We start from the raw sequence: 21,739 nt of genomic DNA on the forward strand, positions 1-21,739 counted from the left end.
GTCAAGGATTTGATGGAGTGACTATGAAAAAGACAATGTGGATGGTGCTGCCGCTGAGTGCCGCTATTGCGCTGGCAGGGTGTTCTACCTATAACCCGTATACCAACGAACAGCAGACATCCAGTCTGGCCAAGGGGGCAGGAATTGGCGCGGCCGTCGGGGCTGTTGCCGGCGCCACCAAAAGCGGACATCACCGTACCGACAAGGCACTGATCGGCGCCGCTCTGGGCGCTGCAGCTGGCGGCGGCATTGGCTACTACATGGACCGTCAGGAAGCCCAGTTGCGTCAAAAAATGCAGGGTACCGGCGTCAGCGTCTCGCGTGTCGGCGATCAGATCGTTCTGAACATGCCGGGCAGCATCACCTTTGCATCGGATTCGACTCAGTTGACGCCTCAGATCAACAATGCCTTGAGCGGTGTCTCGCAAGTACTCAAGGAATATGGCGATACCAATATCAACATTATTGGTTATACCGACTCCACTGGTGCTGAATCCTACAATCAGCGTTTGTCACAGCAACGTGCCCAGGCAGTGGGCAATTATCTGGCTCAGGATGGTGTGGCGTATAACCGCCTGAATATTCAGGGAGGGGGCGAGCAAAATCCGGTGGCCAGCAATGCTACCGAATCCGGCCGTGCTCAGAATCGTCGCGTGGAAATAACGCTTGTACCCAATCAGGGCTGAGTCAGTCAGTCTGTATTCCAGGGCGCCCGCCGAGGCGCCTTTTTTCTGTCCAGGAGACCCCGGTGCTTTCCTATCAGCATGCCTATCACGCCGGCAACATTGCCGATGTGCATAAACATCTGGCCCTTCATGGGGTCATTGACCACTTATTACGTAAGGATTCAGGTATTACGTATATAGATACGCATGCCGGTCGAGGCGCGTACTCCGTGACAGCTCCCGAGATGGCACGAGGCCTTGAATACGAAGACGGCGTGGCGCCGCTGATGCGCATGACGCCGCATCATCCGTTGCTGTCTGAATGGTTGTTGCGGCTGGGGCAACAACAGGACAATCCTCAAAAGCTGATGTTCTATCCCGGCTCTCCCTGGTGGCTGGCAGACAGGTTGCGAGCTCAGGACAGGCTGGAGTTATTCGAGCTTCATCCCGGTGAGTTTACCCATCTTGAGCATCAGACTTTTCTTGCTCGTGCTCAGTGTCGTCAAACAGATGGTCTGGCTGGGGTGGTGGCCAGGTTGCCGTCATCAACGCCTCGCACCATGGTGATCATTGATCCGTCCTTCGAACTCAAGCAGGAATACAGTGACGTTGCCGAGACGGTCAGCCGTATTCAGCAGATGGCGCGCCATGCCATCGTGCTGATCTGGTATCCGCTGTTGCCTGCGGCGCGTCACCAGGAACTGCTTGATCAGATAAGTGCTCTGGGAGTCAGAAAGGTGTGGCGCAGTGAGCTGGTGCGTCGTGATCCTGGAGCTCAGCGCGGCATGTATGGCTCCGGGCTATTGATCGTTAATCCGCCCTGGCAGGTGCCTGAACAGCTCGATGATGCTCTGGCAGAAGTCGCTGGCTGCTGGGGAGAACAGGCAGGGCACACCAGCAGCTGGTGGTGCCCTGAATGATGGATGAGTCTTACGGAGCAGGGGAGGCCATGGGGCGTGAATGCGCGACAATGGCTTGCGTCATTTGGCCTGCGACCTGCTGCCATCCGGCAGCCAGTGCACGTACCAGGGCGGGGTAACCATCATTTTGCAGCGGCTTGGTAACATGAAAGTCCTGCTTGAGAATGATGTTGTCGCCGCCATCACGCAATTCATAGCTGCCGCCGACAACTGCCTGGCCATCATGGCGCCCCTGAAACTGATCCAGCTGTACAGACAGGGTATCGCTGCCGCCTGAAGGGCGATCCAGCACCTTTGCTGATCCCAGACCCGACGCAAGCTGTCGGCGCAGCTGGCGAGTCAACTGGCGTGCCAGATTGCCTGCCCACAGGTGCCCCTGAGCCTGCTGCACTTCGATATCGCTGGTCTGCATGACGATGCCATCTCCCGACAGATAATCGGCAAGTCTCACCAGCGGTACCGCAACCGGCTGCAGCTGCTCCTGTGAGGAAGTGCTCACATTGGCTGAGAGGCTTTCATCAGGAAGGGTGTAGCGATGAAACTGTGTACTGCTGCTGCCGGCACAACCTGCCAGTAACAGGCTGGCCGCCAGTGTGCTGGTACCGACAATGCTGCGAAATACTGAAACCATGTCAGGGGGCCGCCTTGGGTTGTGGGTCCATGATTGCCTCGCGGTTAAACAGCAGGGCATTGGGTTTTTCGCTGAGCGTACGGGCCACTGGCTGAAGGTTGTTCAGTAGTTCCTGCAGCGATTTCAGCGTATCGGTCAGCTCGCCATAGGCCGGCGTATCTTCACTGTAGCTGTCCAGTGTTCCCTGGATGGAATCCAGTGTTTTCTGCATGCCGTCAGGCAGAGCCTTTGTCGCCGGGTCCTTCAGCAGGGTATTCAGTTCCTGTGTCGTGGCATTCAGCGAGGTAAGCAGCTTGTCCGAACTGACCAGCGTCTTGTCCAGATGGTTCAGGGCCGGCTCGATATTGAGACCGTTCAGCTTGTCGAGCAGTGCCGATACCTTCTGTTCGATCTGTGCAAAGCTGCCCGGCTGGCTTGGAATAACGTCCACGCCTGCAAATTTGGGCAATGGGCCCTTGGGGCCGGCTTCGTCGGTGAAATTCAGATCAACGAACAGCGCACCCGTGAACAGGTTACCGGCCTTGAGTGAGGCTCTCAGGCCGCGATGGATCAGACGGTTGATTCGCGCATGCCATTGCTCGATGCTTTCTTCATCTATCTGGCTTTGAAGTCGCTGAGGCTCGATACGTACAAGTACCGGAATCTTGAAGTTGGTCAGCGACTGTTTTTCTACCTGGGATATTCGATAGGGCACGGTATCCACCGTACCGACCCGAACACCGCGGTATTCGACAGGCGCGCCCTTGTGCAGGCCACGCACCGTATCATCTATCAGCACCACATATTTAAGGTAATGGCTAAAGCTTCCCTGCAGCGCTGCTTCCTCATCACTGTAAAGCTCGAAGGTGCTCTCGGAGGGGCCAACGGCCTGACCGGGCGCAATATCCTCGGGAACGCCAAAGGTCACTCCACCACTGACAAGTGACTCGATGGAAGCAAGATTCAGGCTGAATCCCTCGGTACTCAGATCGAACCGCACGCCCGAGGCCGACCAGAATCGCGTATTGGTGGTCACCAGTGTCTGATAGGAATCAAAGATGAACAGGCGATAGTGCATCAGACGGTCGGAAGCATCGAAATTGGACGCTTCAACCCGGCCGACGGTATACCCCTGAAATACGACCGGGTCGCCCACGCTCAGGGCGTTGGCATTATTGCTGGTCAGGTTGATGCGTAGACCTGCTGCATCCGGAGGTGCGACCGGAGGCTTGTCGAGCATCTCGAACGATCTTTTTTCCTCTTCAGAGCTGCCGGGCTGTAGCTGAATATATGGTCCTGACAGCACGGTGTTCAGACCGCTGATGCCTTCACGGCCTACCCGGGGCTTGACGACCCAGAAGCGTGTTCCCTTGTTCAGCAGCTCATCGGTATTGTTGTGCATTCGGGCTTTTACTACGGCATGCGTCGTGTCGTCGGAAAGCGCCACCGAATTGACGCGTCCTACCTCGACATTGCGGGCCTTGATCAGGGTCTTGTCAGCTTCAATGCCTTCTGCATTATCCATGATCAACGTGATTTCGGGCCCCCTGGATGAAAAGGTGTGGTAAATCATCCAGCCACCGATCAGTACGGCAAGCAGCGGCACCAGCCACACCGGTGACAGGGACTTTTGGCGTTTACGCTTCGCCTGAGGAGGAGACTTGCTCATGGGATGGGTCCTGTTGATAACTCAATTCGTCCCACAGCAGGCGGGGATCGAAACGCATGGCTGCCATCATGGTAATCACGACAACACTGGCAAACGCGATAACGCCTGCTCCGGGATACACTTCCATGATCGCACCGAGCTGCACCAGTGCGACCAGAAGAGCAACGACAAATACATCGATCATGGACCATCGGCCGATGACCTCGGTCATGAAGTACAACCGGTGACGTACATGTGGGCGCCAGGGTCTTGGGCGATATACCTTCCAGCATAACCAGGTCAGCGCCATGATCTTGGCGATGGGAATCACGACACTGGCGACAAAAATGATCAGGGCGATAGGCCAGTCACCACTGCCGATCAAATGAAGCACACCGGCAATCACGGTCTGTGGGGAGCGATCTCCCAGCGTTGAAACAGTCATGATGGGCAACAACATGGCTGGTATATAAAGCAGTACGGCGGTCAGCAGCAAGGCCATGGTGGCCTGAATACTGTGAGGCCTCCGCATGTGCAGGCGCTCATCACAGCGACGACAACGGGGCTTTTTCCCGGTACCAAGGTCATTGATAGCGTGGCATACCGTGCAGCCGGTCATGCCCTGGGATGCTCCGGTTTGACCGGCAATGGCATGACGTATCGGGCGATCAGGTCCGGCGATAAAGGTCCAAAGCCAGTCATGATCCATTACGTTGGAGGTCTTGAGCATTAATACCACAAAGGCGACGTAGGCCCAGAATGACGTGCCAAAGCCGATGCTTGCCAGTGCCAGTACCTTGACCATGCTCACCAGTACGCCAATCAGAAACACGTCGGCCATCATCCACGGTTGCATTCGCTTCAAAAGCCGCCCCAGCCAGCGCCTTGCCAGTGGGGTATAGCCCCATAGAGGACCGAGGTGCAGATAAATGCTGATGAGCAGATAAAGGCCGGGCAATACAATGATGGTCGACCAGATCAGAAGCGACAGCAGCTCATAATGTTCTGCCAGCAGGGTAGTGGCGGCTTCGGTCAACCCCATCTGACGCAGTACGCCATTGGCTTCGAAGGAGATGAACGTAAAGGGCAGTGAAATACCCAGTGCCACTAGAGCCGCTAAAGCATACGCCACCACGTGAGTCGCCGGCTTGTTATGGCGTTGGGCCATGACATGATTGCAGCGCGGGCAATGAGCGGCTTCTCCCGGTGATAGCCGAGGGATCTCGCTGATCAGGTCACATTCTGTGCATGCTCGCAGAGGAAGCTGAGGAGAAGTGATCGTCAAGGAACCCGACATAAATGATCCGGTTGATGGCCTGAGCCATTAGTATGGCGTTACCCGGGCGGCTTTGCATCCTGCAAGAAGCCGGGAGCGCTGAAAAAATCCTGAAGTAGGAGAAGGGGACCACGGTGGCAAGTCCATCGAGGATCGACAGGCCGTCGAACAGCGTTACCGGCCCTGTGTCATGGGTATCCAGATCTCGATAATTCATTAAGCCCAATCATAGTGGGCACTCACTTTTATATTTTCTGTCCTTCCCTTGTCAGTGCCATGCTGCTGACAGCGTCGTGCGTTTTGTGCACAGGATTTATTTGCCGATACAAAAGTTGCCGAATATTTCTCCGAGAAGGTCATCGGCAGTAAATTCACCGGTAATCTCACCCAGGGCTTCCTGAGCTGCCCGCAGGTCTTCGGCCAGAAGTTCACCGGCAGAGGCGCCATGCAGTTGATCAATGCCACTGTCCAGCGCTCGTCCCGCTCGATCAAGCGCATCCAGGTGGCGCCGACGGGCCGAAAACCGGCCTTCGGTAGTTGATGAAAAGCCCATGACATCCTTCAGGTGAGCCTTCAGGTGCTCCACGCCATCGCCATTCTGGGCGGAGATCCGCACTACAGGAGGCGTAGAGTGCAAGTCAGCACTTACTTCTTCACCGGTTGTGTCTACCTTGTTGCGCACCAGTGTCAGCCGCGCCGGATCCGGCAATCGGGAAACAAATTCCGGCCAGATGACCATTGGGTCCAGTGCCTCGGTCTCAGCGGCATCTACCATCAGCAACACTCGATCTGCCTTTTCGATCTCCTCCCAGGCCCGCTGTACGCCGATACGTTCGACAGCATCCGGAGTGTCTCTAAGCCCGGCCGTATCCACAACATGCAGCGGCATACCGTCGAGGTGAATGTACTCACGCAAGACGTCTCGCGTCGTGCCGGCGATGTCGGTCACGATGGCAGTGTCCTGTTCGGTGAGCCGGTTCAGCAGGCTGGACTTGCCCGCGTTGGGTCGCCCAGCAATGACGACGGTCATGCCTTCGCGCATCAGTGTGCCCTGTCCTGCGGCCTTTCTTACCGAAGTGAGTACTTGCTTTACTTCGGAAAGCCTGTTGGCGACATGGCCGTCACTCAGAAAATCGATTTCCTCTTCCGGAAAATCCATGGCGGCTTCAACATAGACACGCAGTTCGATCAGCTGCTGTACCAGTGCCGAAACACGCCTGGAAAAGTCACCCTGAAGCGAACGCAGGGCATTTTCAGCGGCCTGGCGCGAGCTGGCATCAATCAGGTCGGCAATGGCTTCGGCCTGGGCAAGGTCGAGCTTGTCATTCAGGAAGGCGCGTTCAGAGAACTCGCCGGGTCTGGCGAGTCGGGCGCCCAGTTCGATGGCGCGCTCCAGGAGCCAGTCCATGATGACTGGGCCGCCGTGGCCCTGAAGCTCCAGGACATCTTCGCCGGTGAAGGAGTTGGGCCCCGGAAAGTAAAGCGCCAGCCCCTCGTCCAGTACCTGCCCTGTTGCGCCCATGAATGGGCCGTAATGAGCATGCCGAGGGGCAGGTTCGAACCCGAGCAGTGCATTGGCAAGCGAGGGAACCCTGGGGCCGGAGAAACGGATGATACCTACACCGCCCCGCCCCGGAGGGGTGGCCAGTGCACAGATGGTGTCCTGATCGAGCATGAAATGTCCTGAGTCATGAAAGGCGAGCGGGTATGGCCGCAGTGGATGTATTGTCGATGCTCTCCAGGTGTCTCGCAAGGCCGGGTCATCGGGCCGCTGCTATAGTGCCTGCATGGTTTGCCGGTTGCTGCAGCGGCCGGCAGAGAGTCAACGATACGTCAGGAGACCGTATGTCCCGTTCCTTCCATTTTTATGAACCACGTCATGGGCATGAGTTGCCGCATGACCCCTTCAATGCCATCGTGGCACCCCGCCCCATCGGGTGGATTTCATCTCATGACGCCGAGGGGAGGCTCAACCTGGCGCCATACAGTTTTTTCAATGCCTTCAATTACACGCCGCCGTTGATCGGGTTTTCAAGCATCGGCTGGAAGGACAGTGTGCGTAATATCGAGGCGACCGGGGAGTTCTGCTGGAATCTGGCCACACGTACCCTGGCCGAGCCCATGAACACCAGTTGTGACAGCGTCGATGCCTCGGTAGATGAGTTTGTGCTGGCGGGGCTTACGCCCGAGCCCTCTCGCGTTGTCAGCGTGCCGCGGGTCAGGGAAACGCCCGTTTCATTTGAATGTCGGCTATCGCAGTTGATCCGTCTGGAATCGGCTGACGGGACGGCGCTGGATACATGGCTGGTAATGGGTGAGGTTGTCGGTGTTCATATTCAGCAGAACCTGCTGGATGACGGGGTTTACCAAACGGCCGCCGCGGAGCCCATCATGCGTGCTGGTGGCCCGGCAAGTTACTTCACGGTCAGTGAACAGCAACGTTTTGACATGTATCGGCCCGGAGCGGCCCCGGGGAAGCGTTGATCCAGTAACATGAAAAAGGCCAGCGCATGCGCTGGCCTTCCGTCGAGGGAAGAGGGCTCAGCCGGCCAATACCTGGTCAACCAGCGCCTTGGCTTCTTCCTGAATCTGCTTCAGGTGGCCTTCGCCTTCAAAGCTTTCTGCATAGATCTTGTAAACATCTTCCGTGCCGGAGGGGCGTGCGGCAAACCAGCCCGCATCCGTTTCCACTTTCAATCCCCCGATGGAGGCGCCATTCCCCGGGGCTTCCGTCAGGATTCGTGTGATCGGATGACCTGCCAGGCTGTCAGCAGTCACCTGGTCGGGAGACAGCTTGCCCAGGCGCGCCTTTTGATCCCTGTCTGCGGGGGCATCCACGCGCGCGTAGACTGGAGCGCCATGCTGTTCGGTCAGTGCCTGATAGCGCTGGCCCGGGTCCTTGCCGGTCACCGCCGTGATTTCAGCGGCCAGCAGACCCAGGATAATGCCATCCTTGTCCGTGGACCAGACGCTGCCATCCTTCGTCAAAAATGACGCCCCGGCGGATTCTTCGCCGCCAAATCCCAGACTGCCGTCAGTCAGGCCATTGACGAACCATTTGAAACCTACCGGAACTTCCACCACCTGACGGCCCAGCCCCTTGGCAACCCGGTCGATCATTGATGACGATACCAGTGTCTTGCCGATGGCCATGTTGTCGCCCCACTGAGGGCGATGAGTAAACAGGTACTCGATGGCAACGGCCAGGTAGTGATTGGGGTTCAGCAGGCCGGCAGAACGAGACACGATACCGTGACGGTCATGGTCGGTGTCACAGGCAAAGGACACGTCAAACCGATCCTTGTTCTCGATAAGACCGGCCATGGCATAGGGCGAGGAGCAATCCATGCGAATTCTGCCATCCCAGTCCAGCCGCATGAAGCGGAAGGTCGGGTCGACCGTGGTCGAGATGACTTCAAGCGGCAGGCTGTAATGTTTGGCAATGCGTGGCCAGTAATGTACTCCGGCGCCCCCCAGGGGGTCGACACCGAAACTCAGGCCGGACTCGCGGATGGCATCCATGTCGATGATCTGGTCCAGCCCGCTGATGTAGCTGTCCATGAAGTCAAAGCGCTGGGTGGTCTCTGCAGCCAGTGCGTCGGCGTAGCTGACCCGTTTGACGCCCTCTAGCCGGGCTGTCAGCAGCGCATTGGCGCGCTCCTGGACCCATTTGGTAATGTCGGTATCTGCCGGGCCACCGTTGGGTGGGTTGTATTTGAAGCCACCATCTACCGGCGGATTATGTGAGGGGGTGATGACGATGCCATCCGCCAGGCCACTTTCGCGGCCCTGGTTGTATTCGATAATGGCATGCGACAGGGCGGGCGTAGGGGTATACCCGGGCTCACCGCCTGTTTCCTCACACCCTGCATCAATGCGTACTTCAACACCGTTGGCGGCCAGGACTTCAAGTGCTGAAACAAACGCCGGCTCGGAAAGGGCGTGAGTATCCATGCCAATGAACAACGGCCCGCTGATACCTTCCCTGTGGCGATATTCACAGATGGCCTGTGTGGTTGCCAGGATATGCCACTCGTTGAAGCTGGTCTTCAGAGACGACCCTCTGTGGCCTGAGGTGCCAAAGGCCACCTGTTGTGCAGGGTCCGAGGGATCGGGCTGTTCGCTGTAATAGCGCGACACCAGACGCGGCAGGTGGGCGAGATCCTGCGCCTCTGGGGAGTGTCCGGCATGAGGGTTGATGCTCATTTCTCGTTCCTTTGATGAAGACGTTGTTAACGTTGCCAATACTGACCTGCAGTCTAGCAGGAGGGCGGGCAGGATATTATGCCTGGTAGCCTCAATGACGCGTCTGACCCCGGTACCATGAAAAACGCCCCCGCAGATGCGGAGGCGTTCGAGGCAGGGAAGGCATTAGCTCTTGACGGGTTTACTTCCCTTGTCGCTGTCATCCTTGTCGCCACGTTCAACCTGCCTGGTGACAAAGTACTGCTGCGCGATTGACAGGCAGTTGTTGGTGATCCAGTAAAGGACCAGGCCTGCCGGGAACCACAGGAAGAAGAAGGTGAAGATGATCGGCAGCATCTTCATGATCTTCGCCTGAGTCGGGTCCGGCGGTGTCGGGTTCAGCTGCTGCTGCAGGAACATCGACAGGCCCATCAGAATCGGCAGGATGAAGTATGGATCCTGTGCGGACAGGTCATGAATCCAGAGCATGAACGGCGCATGGCGCAGCTCGATGGATTCCATCAGCATCCAGTACAGGGCGATGAAGACCGGCATCTGAATGACCATCGGGAGACAGCCGCCCAGCGGGTTGATCTTCTCCTTCTGATAGAACTTCATCATTTCCTGCGACATCTTCTGGCGATCATCGCCGTGCAGTTCCTTGATGCGTTGCATCTCGGGCTGCATCTTGCGCATTTTTGCCATGGACTTGTAAGCCTTGGCAGACAGCGGGAAGAGAACGGCCTTGACGAAACAGGTCAGCAGAATGATGGACCAGCCCCAGTTGCCGATGATGCCGTGAATGAACTTCAGGATCAGAAACAGCGGAGTAGCGATAAACCACAGCCAGCCGAAATCGATGGTGCGGTCAAGCTTGGGCGCCAGCGCTTCCAGACGTTCATGAATCTTGGGCCCGACGTAAAGCGTGGCATCCAGTGTGGCCTGCTGGCCGGGTGCGACACTTTGAGACGGGCTTGCAAAGGCAGCCACGTTGCGTTTCTGGCCGTCAACGGTGGCGTAATACAGGTTCTGCTCGTTGGCGTCAGGTACCCAGGCCGCCACGAAATAGTGCTGAATCATCGCCAGCCAGCCGGCGCGGCTTTCAACATTCTTGAACGCGCCATCCTGAATGTCTTCAAAGCTGACCTTCTGGTAAGGCTCTTCAGACGTCGAGAATGCAGCGCCCAGATAGGAATGAACACCCACGCCTGCACCGCTGGTGGGGTCATCGCTGTTATCGCGTGCCAACTGACCTATGAAGCGTGCCGATACCGGCTGCTGGCCATTGTTATTGACCAGATATTCGACCTTGATGGCATAGCTGTCACGATCGAGGATAAAGCGCTTGGTAATATCCAGACCTTTAAGCGACGTTTTCAGATCGACGGTAAGTGTCTTCTGATCATCGCTCATCCGGTAGTCGGTCTTTTCCGGCGTATAGGTCAGGCGACCCTTGTGATTGTTCAGCTCAAGACCGGACTTGGCGACATAGTCGAGTGTCTTGCCATCGGCCAGAAGGATAAAGGGACGATCAGAGCCCAGACGCTGGGTATGTTTCGGCAGGGAAGCAAAGACAATATCGCCTCCTCGCGGATCGATACGAAGATTCAATACGTCCGTATCGACGCTGATGAGCCGGCTTTCGCCATTGGCGCTTGAAGGCTTGCCATCGGCTGACAAGGCATTGTGGCCACTGCCGGACAGTTCGCTGGTGTGCTCGGGAGCATCCAGGCCCTGTGCCTGATTCGCATCGCTGCCCTGGCTTGCCAGTGCCGGAGTATTCGGGGCGTTATCTTGCGGCTGGTGATAGTCCTGATTCCACTGAATGACCATCAGATAGGTCACCACGGCAAGAGGTATCACGAAAAGGAGTCGTTTCAGGTCCATGCGTGTTAAGCCCGGTTAGGGTGTATGTCGGGTCCAGACGAAGAAGCGCCCGAGCCAGTCACTGTGACATGCTGGTCGGGCGGAGCATCTGACGTCTGTAGGCCATGACCTTCGTACTCGCATGATCAAGCGGGAGAGACCTTGCGGTTTTTCCGTTTGACGTCCTGTTCAAGCCGCCGCCACATGCCGTCAAGCTGGCGCTGCAGGGTCTCGCTGTCCAGGTCTGCCACACCACGTTTGGAAATCACTACGATATCCACGGCGGGTAGCCAATGCTGACGAAGGCGAATGGATTCGCGTGTCAGACGTTTTAATCGATTCCGATCGACGGCGCGTCGCATGGATTTCTTGCCAAACACCATGCCCGCCCGGACATGGTCCAGGTCGTTGGCACAGGCCAGAGCCAGTAGCCCCTTGCCGTGCACCTTGAAACACGCGTTGTCAAAGACATGCTGAAACTCCCGGCTACTCAAGAGTCGCAAGGAGCGTGTATAGCCATACGTTGCCATCAGGAAACGATTACGCGCTCAGACGCTTGCGACCTTTCGCACGACGACGAGAGATGACCTGACGGCCGTTTTTGGTTGCCATACGAGCGCGGAAACCGTGATTACGCTTGCGCTTGAGCACGCTGGGCTGGAATGTGCGTTTCATAGCTGATTCCCAGGAGGTAGTTGGGGTGAAAAACAGTTCGGAAAATCGTGGAGGTTCCTTGCGGACACGCTCCGGTCAAGAGCGGGGATTCTAGTGAATTCGGGCCCTGGGTGCAATTTTTATTGAGCACACGACTTGCATTGGCACGCAACAGGGCGCGCCAGTACGGGGTTTTGACCTGTACGAAAGTGCAAAACAGGGTGTGGATAATTTTGTGGGTACTTCAATGATAACTTCTCTCGCTACTGAAGTTATGGGTCAAATTCTGTGGTTATATCAGTTGGTTGGGGCTCAATAACTTATCCACATGCGGTTTTGTCGACTGATATGATGTGGATAACCCTTGCGGTAATCGCTACAATGCCGGCTTTGCTCAGGTCAATCCCCGTGAGGTCATGTGTCTATCGCGCTATGGCAGAAATGCCTTGACTATCTGCAGGATGAATTGAGCTCCCAGCAATTCAATACCTGGATACGCCCCCTGCAGGCCGATGCCGTCGACGCTTCCAATGAAGTGTCCCTTCTGGCGCCCAACCGCTTTGTCCGGGACTGGGTCAGGGACAAATACCTGAAACGCATCAACGAAATAATGCGTGAGCTATCGCCGGGCAGGCCGCCAAAGGTGACGCTGGGTATTGGTAGCCGTCGCAGTGTATCAAATCCTGTGGCTGACCCGGTGGCTGCCGAGCCGGCGGTGCCGGAGCAGCCCGAGGCAGCGCCACCGCCCAAGATGCCTTCTGCCGGGCGGATGAGCATGCCCAGCCGACAGGAACGCTCCTTTGCCGAGCCGCACGCACGTGGCTCCCAGTCTGCACCGGCCGTTCCCCGTGCCTTTGGCAGCGAGCGTCATGTTCAGGTTGAAGGCAGCCTGAATCACCACAGTGGTCTGAACCCCAATTTTACCTTCGAGACGTTTGTTGAGGGCAAGTCGAATCAGCTTGCCCGAGCCGCCTCTCGTCAGGTTGCCGAAAATCCGGGTGGCGCCTACAACCCGCTGTTCCTTTACGGGGGAGTGGGGCTGGGTAAAACCCACCTCATGCATGCGGTTGGCAATCACCTTGCCGGTCTTCGGGATAATGCACGTGTTGTCTATCTACATTCCGAACGCTTTGTAGCAGACATGGTCAAGGCGCTGCAGCTTAATGCCATCAATGACTTCAAGCGCTTTTATCGCAGTGTCGATGCGCTTCTGATTGATGACATTCAGTTTTTTGCCGGAAAGGAGCGCTCACAGGAAGAGTTCTTTTATACCTTCAATGCGCTTCTTGAAGGTGGGCAGCAGATGATTCTGACCTCGGATCGTTATCCTAAAGAGATCATCGGTGTTGAAGAACGTCTGAAATCGCGCTTTGGCTGGGGGTTGACGGTTGCCATCGAGCCTCCGGAGCTGGAAACCCGTGTGGCTATTCTGATGAAGAAGGCCGATCAGGCCAAGGTCGATCTTCCTCATGATGCTGCCTTTTTCATTGCCCAGAAAATTCGTTCCAACGTGCGTGAGCTTGAAGGCGCCCTCAAAAAGGTCATCGCTGATTCCCACTTCATGGGCCGGCCAATCGATCAGGACTTCATCCGAGAGTCATTGAAGGATCTGCTGGCACTGCAGGACAAGCAGGTGGGTGTGGATAATATTCAGCGTACGGTAGCCGAGTATTACAAGATCAAGGTGGCTGACCTGCATTCCAAGCGCCGCACCCGTTCGGTAGCCCGCCCTCGCCAGGTGGCCATGGCGCTTGCCAAGGAACTGACCAATCACAGTCTGCCGGAGATTGGCGACGCCTTTGGCGGTCGCGACCACACCACGGTACTGCATGCCTGCCGGAAGGTGGCCGAACTGAAGGAAGAAAACGCCGACATTCGCGAAGACTACAAGAATCTTCTGCGGTTGTTGACCAGCTGATGGGCGACGAGGCGACGTTGTCGCCACACTCCCTTTTTTACCCCATTATTCGATGCGAGAGTGACGTGTCATGAAATTTTCCATCTCCCGTGAAGCCCTTTTGCGTCCACTGACGCTTGTGGCAGGTGTCGTCGAGCGTCGTCAGACCCTGCCGGTGCTGTCGAACGTATTGATCGATGTAAAAGATGATTCCGTGTCCCTGACCGGTACTGATCTTGAAGTTGAACTGGTAGGACGTACCGTGCCGGCTACGGTAGATGTTGCCGGTTCGGCAACAGTGCCGGCGCGCAAGCTGATGGATATTTGTAAATCCCTTGCAGAGGGGTCTGATATCACCATCGCTGTTGAAGAAGGTCGGGCCATACTGCGTGCCGGTCGTTCACGCTTCACATTGTCGACACTTCCAGTCGCGGAATTTCCCAACATTGATGAAGGCCAGGGCGAAGCCGAAATTACGCTGACCCGCGGGACGCTCAAGCATTTGATTGATGCAACATCCTTTGCCATGGCGCAGCAGGATGTTCGCTATTACCTCAACGGTATGCTCATTGATCTGCGTGATCAGTTGGTACGTGCAGTGGCCACCGACGGACATCGCCTTGCCGTATGTGCCCGTGATGCCGAGTTCACGCTGGACAAGCCGTTCAAGATGATTCTGCCGCGCAAGGGTGTACTGGAACTGGCACGCCTGCTGGATGACAGCGACGAGCCGCTGACGCTGACGCTGGGGAACAATCACCTGCGAGCGCACACCGGTAATTACACGTTTACGTCCAAACTGGTTGACGGCAAGTTTCCGGACTACGAGCGTGTTGTCCCCAAGGGAGGAGACAAGCAGTTCTGCGCGGATCGAGCAGAGCTTCGTCAGGTCCTTTCGCGCACCGCGATTCTTTCCAATGAGAAGTATCGTGGTGTTCGCCTGAATCTGGATGAAGGTAACCTGCGGGTCACCGCCAATAATCCCGATCAGGAAGAGGCCGAGGAAAATGTGTCGGTAGAGTATCAGGGCAGCGCACTTGAAATCGGCTTCAACGTTGGTTACCTGGTGGATGTTCTGAATGTTCTCGGGTGTGAGCAGGTCCAGATGACCCTGTCCGACCCCAACAGCAGTGCTCTGCTGGAAGCTCAGGGTGGCAGTGACGCGCTGTATGTTGTCATGCCGATGCGCCTTTAATCTGCCATTCCTTGATAACGGGGCCCAAGGGCCCCGTTTCTGGTTGATGCCTGCCTATGCCACTTGATCAATTTCGCTGTACCGGGCTTCGTAACCTCGCCTCGGTAGACATGACACCCTCGGCCCATATCAATCTTATTACCGGAGCCAATGGCAGCGGTAAGACCAGTCTGCTTGAAGGTATTCATATTCTGGGCCTGGCTCGTTCCTTTCGAACGCATCAACTCAAGCAGGCGATCATGCATGACGAAGCTGCCCTGACGGTATTTGGCCGCCTCGCAGGTGAAGTGCCTGTACCCCTGGGAGTTCGCCGACTGCGGCAGGGGGAGGGCGTCGAGCTCAAAATGGATCGTCAGCGGGTAGACCGTGTTGCGGTACTGGCTGAAAAACTTCCCTTGCAACTGATCAATCCGGACGCCTTCAGACTGATTGATGGTGCTCCGGCAGCCCGTCGTGAATTCCTCGATTGGGGCGTGTTTCACGTGAAACATGAATTCTTCGATCTGTGGCGTGCTGCCCGCCGGGCACTGAAACATCGGAATGCGCTGCTCAGACATGATAGAATGGACGGTCAGACACTTGACGCCTGGAACGTAGAGCTGGCGCGGTATGCAGAGCAGCTTGATGTGCTGCGACGTGACTATATTCAGTCCTTTCTGCCGGTGTTCGAGCAGTTGCTGAGCAGATTGATCAGCCTGCCGGATCTGCAGCTGCGTTACTACCGTGGATGGGACAAGGCACGTTCGCTGATTGAGGTGCTTGAGCAAAGCGCCACAACAGATCGGCAAATGGGCTTCACCCAGCAAGGCCCCCAGCGTGCTGATCTACGGCTCAGGGTGGGTACACGCCCGGCGGCACAGGTTCTGTCGCGCGGGCAGCAGAAGCTTGTAGTCAGTGCCATGAAGCTGGCCCAGGGGTGGTGGCTCGAACAGGCGACGGGGCGTCAATGCATCTATTTGATTGATGACCTGGCAGCTGAACTTGACGAGGAGCACCGACAGGCATTCTGCGGTCTTCTTGAACACATGAAATGTCAGACTTTTCTTACCGGCATTGATCGACATCTGCTGGATGACGTGTGGAGTGTGCCCGCTGATGTGGCCCACTTTCACGTCTCGGACGGACGATTAACGGCGGCGTGATTCCATATGGAGCGGGCAATGAGCGAACATGCTTACGATTCAACCAGTATCAAGGTTCTAAAGGGACTTGATGCTGTTCGTAAACGTCCCGGGATGTATATCGGTGATACCGACGATGGCACCGGGTTACATCACATGGTCTTCGAGATCGTGGATAACTCGATCGATGAGGCACTGGCCGGGCACTGCAGCGAAATTCTGGTGACGATTCACCCGGATGAATCGGTGTCTGTTTCAGATGATGGCCGTGGTATACCGACGGATATACACAAGGAAGAAGGTGTATCTGCTGCCGAAGTCATCATGACGGTGCTCCACGCAGGGGGCAAGTTTGATGACAACTCCTATAAGGTGTCGGGCGGTCTGCACGGGGTCGGCGTGTCCGTCGTCAATGCGTTGTCAGAAAAACTGACCATGACCATCTGGCGCAACAATGAGGTGCACGAGCAGGAATATGTGCATGGTGTGCCCCAGACGCCGCTCAAGGTGGTTGGCAAGACCGACCGGTCCGGTACCATGGTGACTTTCCGCCCATCTTCGGAAACGTTTGCCAATATTCAGTTTCAATACGACATTCTGGCCAAGCGCCTGCGTGAACTGTCCTTCCTGAACTCCGGTGTAGCCATTCGCCTGCAGGACGAACGGGATGGTCGTGAGGAACTGTTCCATTACGAGGGCGGATTACATGCCTTCGTCAACCACCTCAACCAGAACCGTACAGCGCTCAACCCCGTATTTCATTTCAATATGGAGCGGGAAGATGGTATAGCGGTTGAAGTGGCGATGCAGTGGAATGAAGGTTTCAGTGAAAACATTTTCTGCTACACCAATAATATTCCCCAGCGTGATGGCGGTACCCACCTGGCCGGTTTCAGGGGAGCGCTGACACGAACCCTGAACAGTTATATCGAATCCGAGGATATTCAGAAGAAGTCCAAGGTGGCTACCTCCGGTGACGATGCACGAGAAGGCCTGACAGCGATTATTTCCGTCAAGGTGCCGGATCCCAAGTTCTCCTCTCAGACCAAGGACAAGCTTGTCTCCTCCGAGGTCAAGACGGCTGTAGAGCAGGAGATGAGCCGTCAGTTCAGCGAATACCTGATCGAGCGGCCCAGCGAAGCAAAGGCCATCGTCAGCAAGATGCTCGATGCTGCTCGGGCGCGTGAGGCTGCGCGCAAGGCGCGAGACATGACGCGGCGAAAGGGTGCGCTCGATATCGCCGGTCTGCCTGGAAAGCTGGCGGACTGCCAGGAAAAGGATCCCACCCGATCGGAGCTTTATCTGGTGGAGGGTGATAGTGCCGGGGGAAGTGCCAAGCAGGGCAGGGACCGCCGTACTCAGGCCATCCTGCCGCTCAAGGGCAAGATACTGAACGTTGAAAAGGCTCGCTTCGACAAGATGCTGTCTTCAGCGGAAGTCGGTACCCTGATCACCGCGCTGGGCTGCGGGATCGGTAGAGAAGAGTTCAACCCGGACAAGCTGCGTTATCACTCGGTCATTATCATGACCGACGCCGATGTTGACGGGTCGCACATTCGTACGCTGCTTTTGACCTTCTTCTTCCGCCAGATGCCCGAACTGATCGAGCGGGGGCACATCTTCATTGCTCAGCCGCCGCTGTACAAGATCAAGCGTGGCAAGCAGGAAATGTATTTGAAGGACGAGCAGGCGCTTCAGGATTACCTGACCACGACAGCACTGGATGGTGCGTTGTTGCATGTCAACGCTGATGCCCCCGGTTTTGGCGGGCAGGGGCTTGAAACCCTGGTTAACCAGTATCGTGCGGCCATGGCTCGCATTGACCGGCTGAGCCGCGTCTACCCCATCGAAGTACTGCGCAAGCTGATCGAAGTGCCGGCAGTTTCCGGAGAAATGCTGTCTGATCAGGCTGCAATGCAGCACTGGCTGACGCTGATTCAGGCCAAAATGGATACGGTCGTCGCCTATGAAGGCGGGCCCAGCTACCATTTTGAACTGCGCTATGATGAAGAGCAGTCAGTCTACCTTCCAAGTGTTGCCCTGTCGGCTCATGGCGTGTCCACGGACTACCCGCTGGGTGCCGGCTTCTTCCGGTCTGCTGACTATGCCACCATGACGAAGCTGGGTGAGGAACTGGACAGTCTGCTTGAAGAGGGCGCCTTCATTGCCCGCGGCGAGCGGAAGCAGTCAGTTACCACGTTTAGCGACGTACTTGACTGGCTGATGAAGGAAGCGCTCCGCGGGTTCAGTGTGCAGCGTTACAAGGGGCTGGGCGAAATGAACCCCGAGCAGCTGTGGGAAACCACAATGGATCCGCAGTCGCGTCGCATGCTGCGCGTTACCATTGAAGATGCTGTTGCGGCAGACTTGATGTTCAATACCCTGATGGGTGATGAGGTCGAGCCGCGTCGTGACTTCATTGAAAGCAACGCTCTGATCGCCAATCTGGACGTATAGGTTCTGATGAATCAATGTTTCACGTGAAACATTCTGGCCGGCGCATTGCGCCGGCTTTTTTTATGCATATTCGGACTCGGAGGCCTGCCTGAATCTACGTTATGATGATCAAAGTCATCGAGATAATCAGATAGGGAGAATTGCATGGCACCGAAGGTATATGTAGATGGTCAGTCAGGTACAGCCGGACTTCGTTTGATGGATTATCTCGCTGTACGCGATGACATCGAGCTGCTGCGCATTGATGAAGAAAAGCGCAGGGACGCCAGTGAGCGGGCGCGACTGATCAACGCCTCCGATATTACATTTCTCTGCCTGCCCGACGATGCATCACGCGAAGCCGTGGCAATGCTTGAAAATCCTGATACCACTGTCATCGATGCCAGTACGGCATTTCGTACCGATCCATCATGGGCTTATGGACTGCCCGAACTTGCCAGCGGGCAACGCGAAGCGATTCGTGCCAGTCATCGCATTGCCAACCCGGGATGTCATGCAACGGCGTTCATTCTTCTGACACGCCCTTTGGTTGATGCCGGCCTTCTCCCTGAAGACAGTCTGTTAAGTGCGACGTCACTGACCGGGTACAGTGGTGGTGGCAAGCAGATGATTGCCCAGTACGAGGCCGCAGATAATTCTCGCCTTGATAGCCCGCGGAGCTATGCGCTTGGGCTTGAGCACAAGCATCTTCCGGAAATGTCACTTCATGCGCGACTGGGTCATGCCCCAGTCTTCGTGCCAGTCGTAGGCTCTTTTCTGAAGGGACTGACGGTCAGTATCCCGTTGCATGCGGCGCAGCTGAAAGGCGGCACCACTACGCTGGATATCGTCAATGCCTACAAGGCTCACTACGACGGAGAACAGTTCGTTCGAGTGATGAATGCAGACGACGATGCTTCCAATCTTGATCAGGGATTTTTTGATGTTCAGGGATGCAATGATACCAATCGGGTCGACCTGTTCGTGTTTGGTAACAGCCAGCGCATGACCCTGATGGCCCGCCTGGATAACCTGGGCAAGGGCGCGGCTGGAGCGGCGGTCCAGTGCATGAATATCCGACTGGGAGTCGACGAATCACGAGGTCTTGATATCGAGCGTTAAGTGATCAGCCAATTAAATAATGTTTCACATGAAACATGGAAAAAGATGCCCCTCAGGGGCATCTTTCTTTACGGTGTGTCTGCATGACAGTCAAGAAGACGAGCAGCAAATTCTGCCAGTGATTCGCTCACGATTACGCTATCTGGATGTGACAGGGCGGCAAGCTCATGACTTGTTTTTTCACCCTTCCCGGTCCTGACCAGCGCCAGACGACACCCAACCCTGTCGCCTGCCTGAAGATCGCGCAGGCTGTCACCAACCATCCAGCTGCTTTTCAGGTCCTGATAGCCAAGTGTGTCGCGTATGCTTTCCAGCAGGCCAGGGGACGGCTTTCTGCAGTGGCAGTTGTCTTTCGGGCCGTGGGGGCACCAGGCAATATGCGAAATATGACCGCCTGCCTTCTCTACCAGTGAGCACATTTTGCTGTGCATCGCCGCCAGGGTTGCTTCATCAAAAAGCTGCCGAGCGATACCTGACTGGTTGGTCGCGACAGCAATTGTATACCCTGCATTATAGAGTGCTGCGATAGCCTCGATAGCACCAGGTATCGGTATCCACTCATCTACCGATTTGATGTAATGTGGGGAGTCTTCATTAATGACGCCATCACGGTCCAGAATAATCAACGAATGCATGGCGGACAGGCTTCCTGATGCGGGACAGATCCAAAAAAAGCCATGACACATAGCTTTGGATGCAGTGGTTATAAGAAGGGGCTATCCGCCATCGTATCAACGATGGAGATAATTGATATAACAGAGCGACTTAAAGGTGTGATTATTTACCCTGACCTGATGTTGTAACGCACACCTGCCTTGCACACTCCACCGGACACGCACTTCCGGGCCAGAATATCCGATAACAAGCAATAAATAGAAAAATGGTTGAGGAGATATTTCATGACAAACAGTACGTTGTATCAGGGCGCAGACCCGTCTCCCCACCCACGATGTATGGGATTCCTGCTTCTTGAAAATTTCACCCTGATTTCACTGGCTTCTGCGATTGAGCCCTTGCGTATGGCCAATCAACTGGCAGGCGAGGAATTGTATCGCTGGTATACCATCAGCGCCGATGGTCAGCCCCTCCGTGCCAGTGACGGCTTGATGGTCACGCCCGATGAATCCTTCAGTACGGTGCCGTCGCTGGATGATGTAGTGGTTTGCGGTGGCGTTGCTCCTGGTCGCTACGTTACGCGAAGCCATGTGGTATGGCTTCAGCAGCAGGCGCGACGTCTTTCCCGCATGGGGGCTGTTTGTACCGGCAGCTGGGCGCTGGCTCGAGCCGGTCTGCTTGATGGATATGAAAGCAGCACGCACTGGGAGTGCATGGCCTCCATGCAGGAAGCCTTTCCCGGTATTGCGCTGACGACACGGTTATTCTGTATTGACCGGAATCGGTTCACCGCATCAGGTGGCACGGCGCCGATGGACATGATGCTCAACGTCATTGCTCACGATCATGGGCGTGAACTGGCGGCTGGCATATCGGAAATGTTTATTTATGAGCGAATGCGTAACGAGCAGGATCACCAGCGTGTTCCCCTCAAGCACGTCCTTGGAACGACCCAGCCCAAGTTGCTTGATACCGTGGCATTGATGGAATCCAATCTTGAAGAGCCGATCAGCCTGTGTGAGCTGGCGCGCTATGTTGATGTATCACGTCGTCAGCTTGAGCGCCTGTTTCAGAAATACCTTCAATGCTCGCCTTCCCGATATTATCTGAAGCTTCGCCTGACGCGTGCCAGACAGCTGCTCAAGCAGACATCCCTGTCGATCATTGATGTCGCCTCGGCCTGCGGGTTTGTTTCCACGCCCCATTTTTCCAAGTGCTACCGGGAGTTCTTTGGTGTCCCCCCCCGTGATGAACGCCTGGGCGTACTGTCTCGCAAGCAGCAGGAACAGACATTGGCCATTAGCCAGGCGCCACCGGTGCTTTCCCTGACGGAAACGCGGTTTTCAAGTGCCCAGCTGGCGCTTTCAAATGCCCTTGGCGAACCGACCTACGCCAGTATTCGTGTACCTCATTAGCAGGAAGTATTATTCCCCGCTGACAAAAAAGGCCCGGTGATCACCGGGCCTTTTTTGTCAGCGGGTCCATTATGCCTGAGCGCGACAATGTTGACGCTTTTGGAATGATCTTCG

General features: G+C 56.0%; 18 protein-coding genes. 9 read left to right on the forward strand and 9 right to left on the reverse strand.

Features of this window, described 5'->3' with window-relative positions; all coding sequences use genetic code 11:
• The first annotated feature begins 23 nt into the window (after positions 1-23).
• Positions 24-686: a YiaD family glycine zipper/OmpA-like lipoprotein gene (locus tag NAT21_RS00255; RefSeq protein WP_250934723.1), complete on the forward strand. Its 663-nt coding sequence runs from the start codon at positions 24-26 to the stop codon at positions 684-686.
• 107 nt (positions 687-793) lie between these two features.
• Complete coding sequence (gene rlmJ / locus NAT21_RS00260; protein ID WP_350355170.1) at positions 794-1,585, forward strand: 23S rRNA (adenine(2030)-N(6))-methyltransferase RlmJ; 792 nt, start codon at positions 794-796, stop codon at positions 1,583-1,585.
• Between the two features lie 10 nt (positions 1,586-1,595).
• Here the strand turns inward: rlmJ and NAT21_RS00265 are convergent, their stop codons facing one another.
• The 4 genes from NAT21_RS00265 to mnmE form a co-directional block, all read right to left on the reverse strand.
• Complete coding sequence (locus NAT21_RS00265) at positions 1,596-2,216, reverse strand: PqiC family protein (RefSeq protein WP_250934727.1); 621 nt, start codon at positions 2,214-2,216, stop codon at positions 1,596-1,598.
• 1 nt (position 2,217) lies between these two features.
• Complete coding sequence (gene pqiB, locus NAT21_RS00270; RefSeq protein ID WP_250934730.1) at positions 2,218-3,864, reverse strand: intermembrane transport protein PqiB; 1,647 nt, start codon at positions 3,862-3,864, stop codon at positions 2,218-2,220.
• Positions 3,833-5,140: a paraquat-inducible protein A gene (locus NAT21_RS00275; protein ID WP_250934732.1), complete on the reverse strand. Its 1,308-nt coding sequence runs from the start codon at positions 5,138-5,140 to the stop codon at positions 3,833-3,835. The genes pqiB and NAT21_RS00275 overlap by 32 nt, the downstream gene beginning before the upstream one ends.
• 292 nt (positions 5,141-5,432) lie before the next feature.
• Positions 5,433-6,794, reverse strand: a complete 1,362-nt coding sequence (mnmE, locus tag NAT21_RS00280; protein ID WP_250934734.1) for a tRNA uridine-5-carboxymethylaminomethyl(34) synthesis GTPase MnmE — start codon at positions 6,792-6,794, stop codon at positions 5,433-5,435.
• A 170-nt stretch (positions 6,795-6,964) separates the two neighbouring features.
• Between mnmE and NAT21_RS00285 the strand changes: the two genes are divergently transcribed.
• Positions 6,965-7,603: a flavin reductase family protein gene (locus NAT21_RS00285; protein ID WP_250934736.1), complete on the forward strand. Its 639-nt coding sequence runs from the start codon at positions 6,965-6,967 to the stop codon at positions 7,601-7,603.
• A gap of 57 nt (positions 7,604-7,660) precedes the next feature.
• Here NAT21_RS00285 and pgm read toward each other — a convergent pair whose 3' ends face one another.
• From pgm to rpmH, 4 genes are all read right to left on the reverse strand, one after another.
• Positions 7,661-9,325: a phosphoglucomutase (alpha-D-glucose-1,6-bisphosphate-dependent) gene (pgm, locus tag NAT21_RS00290; protein WP_250934738.1), complete on the reverse strand. Its 1,665-nt coding sequence runs from the start codon at positions 9,323-9,325 to the stop codon at positions 7,661-7,663.
• Between the two features lie 165 nt (positions 9,326-9,490).
• On the reverse strand, positions 9,491-11,191 hold the full coding sequence (gene yidC / locus NAT21_RS00295) for a membrane protein insertase YidC (RefSeq protein WP_250934740.1): 1,701 nt from the start codon (positions 11,189-11,191) through the stop codon (positions 9,491-9,493).
• A 125-nt stretch (positions 11,192-11,316) separates the two neighbouring features.
• Positions 11,317-11,673, reverse strand: a complete 357-nt coding sequence (gene rnpA, locus NAT21_RS00300; protein ID WP_322974105.1) for a ribonuclease P protein component — start codon at positions 11,671-11,673, stop codon at positions 11,317-11,319.
• Between the two features lie 37 nt (positions 11,674-11,710).
• Positions 11,711-11,845, reverse strand: coding sequence for a 50S ribosomal protein L34 (gene rpmH / locus NAT21_RS00305; protein ID WP_086623304.1), 135 nt, complete (start codon positions 11,843-11,845; stop codon positions 11,711-11,713).
• A gap of 397 nt (positions 11,846-12,242) precedes the next feature.
• Between rpmH and dnaA the strand changes: the two genes are divergently transcribed.
• The 5 genes from dnaA (at position 12,243) to argC (ending at position 19,595) form a co-directional block, all read left to right on the forward strand.
• Entirely contained in the window at positions 12,243-13,742 is a 1,500-nt protein-coding gene (dnaA, locus tag NAT21_RS00310; RefSeq protein ID WP_250934744.1) for a chromosomal replication initiator protein DnaA, read from the forward strand.
• Between the two features lie 70 nt (positions 13,743-13,812).
• Complete coding sequence (dnaN, locus tag NAT21_RS00315; RefSeq protein ID WP_250934746.1) at positions 13,813-14,916, forward strand: DNA polymerase III subunit beta; 1,104 nt, start codon at positions 13,813-13,815, stop codon at positions 14,914-14,916.
• A 56-nt stretch (positions 14,917-14,972) separates the two neighbouring features.
• The gene (gene recF, locus NAT21_RS00320) at positions 14,973-16,058 is read left to right on the forward strand and encodes a DNA replication/repair protein RecF (RefSeq protein WP_250934748.1); all 1,086 of its coding nucleotides are present in this window, start codon (positions 14,973-14,975) and stop codon (positions 16,056-16,058) included.
• Positions 16,059-16,076: 18 nt separating this feature from the next.
• On the forward strand, positions 16,077-18,494 hold the full coding sequence (gyrB, locus tag NAT21_RS00325; RefSeq protein ID WP_250934750.1) for a DNA topoisomerase (ATP-hydrolyzing) subunit B: 2,418 nt from the start codon (positions 16,077-16,079) through the stop codon (positions 18,492-18,494).
• A 144-nt stretch (positions 18,495-18,638) separates the two neighbouring features.
• On the forward strand, positions 18,639-19,595 hold the full coding sequence (argC, locus tag NAT21_RS00330) for an N-acetyl-gamma-glutamyl-phosphate reductase (protein WP_250934752.1): 957 nt from the start codon (positions 18,639-18,641) through the stop codon (positions 19,593-19,595).
• A 68-nt stretch (positions 19,596-19,663) separates the two neighbouring features.
• On the opposite strand, the gene gmhB is transcribed toward argC, so the two are convergent.
• Positions 19,664-20,230, reverse strand: coding sequence for a D-glycero-beta-D-manno-heptose 1,7-bisphosphate 7-phosphatase (gene gmhB / locus NAT21_RS00335; RefSeq protein WP_250934754.1), 567 nt, complete (start codon positions 20,228-20,230; stop codon positions 19,664-19,666).
• Positions 20,231-20,494: 264 nt separating this feature from the next.
• Between gmhB and gbdR the strand changes: the two genes are divergently transcribed.
• Positions 20,495-21,625 carry a choline metabolism transcriptional regulator GbdR gene (gene gbdR / locus NAT21_RS00340; RefSeq protein ID WP_250934755.1) on the forward strand — a complete coding sequence of 377 codons (1,131 nt, stop codon included), beginning with the start codon at positions 20,495-20,497 and terminating at the stop codon, positions 21,623-21,625.
• The last annotated feature ends 114 nt before the right edge of the window (positions 21,626-21,739 follow it).

The organism is Larsenimonas rhizosphaerae (assembly GCF_023700005.1).
Taxonomy (GTDB): domain Bacteria; phylum Pseudomonadota; class Gammaproteobacteria; order Pseudomonadales; family Halomonadaceae; genus Larsenimonas; species Larsenimonas rhizosphaerae.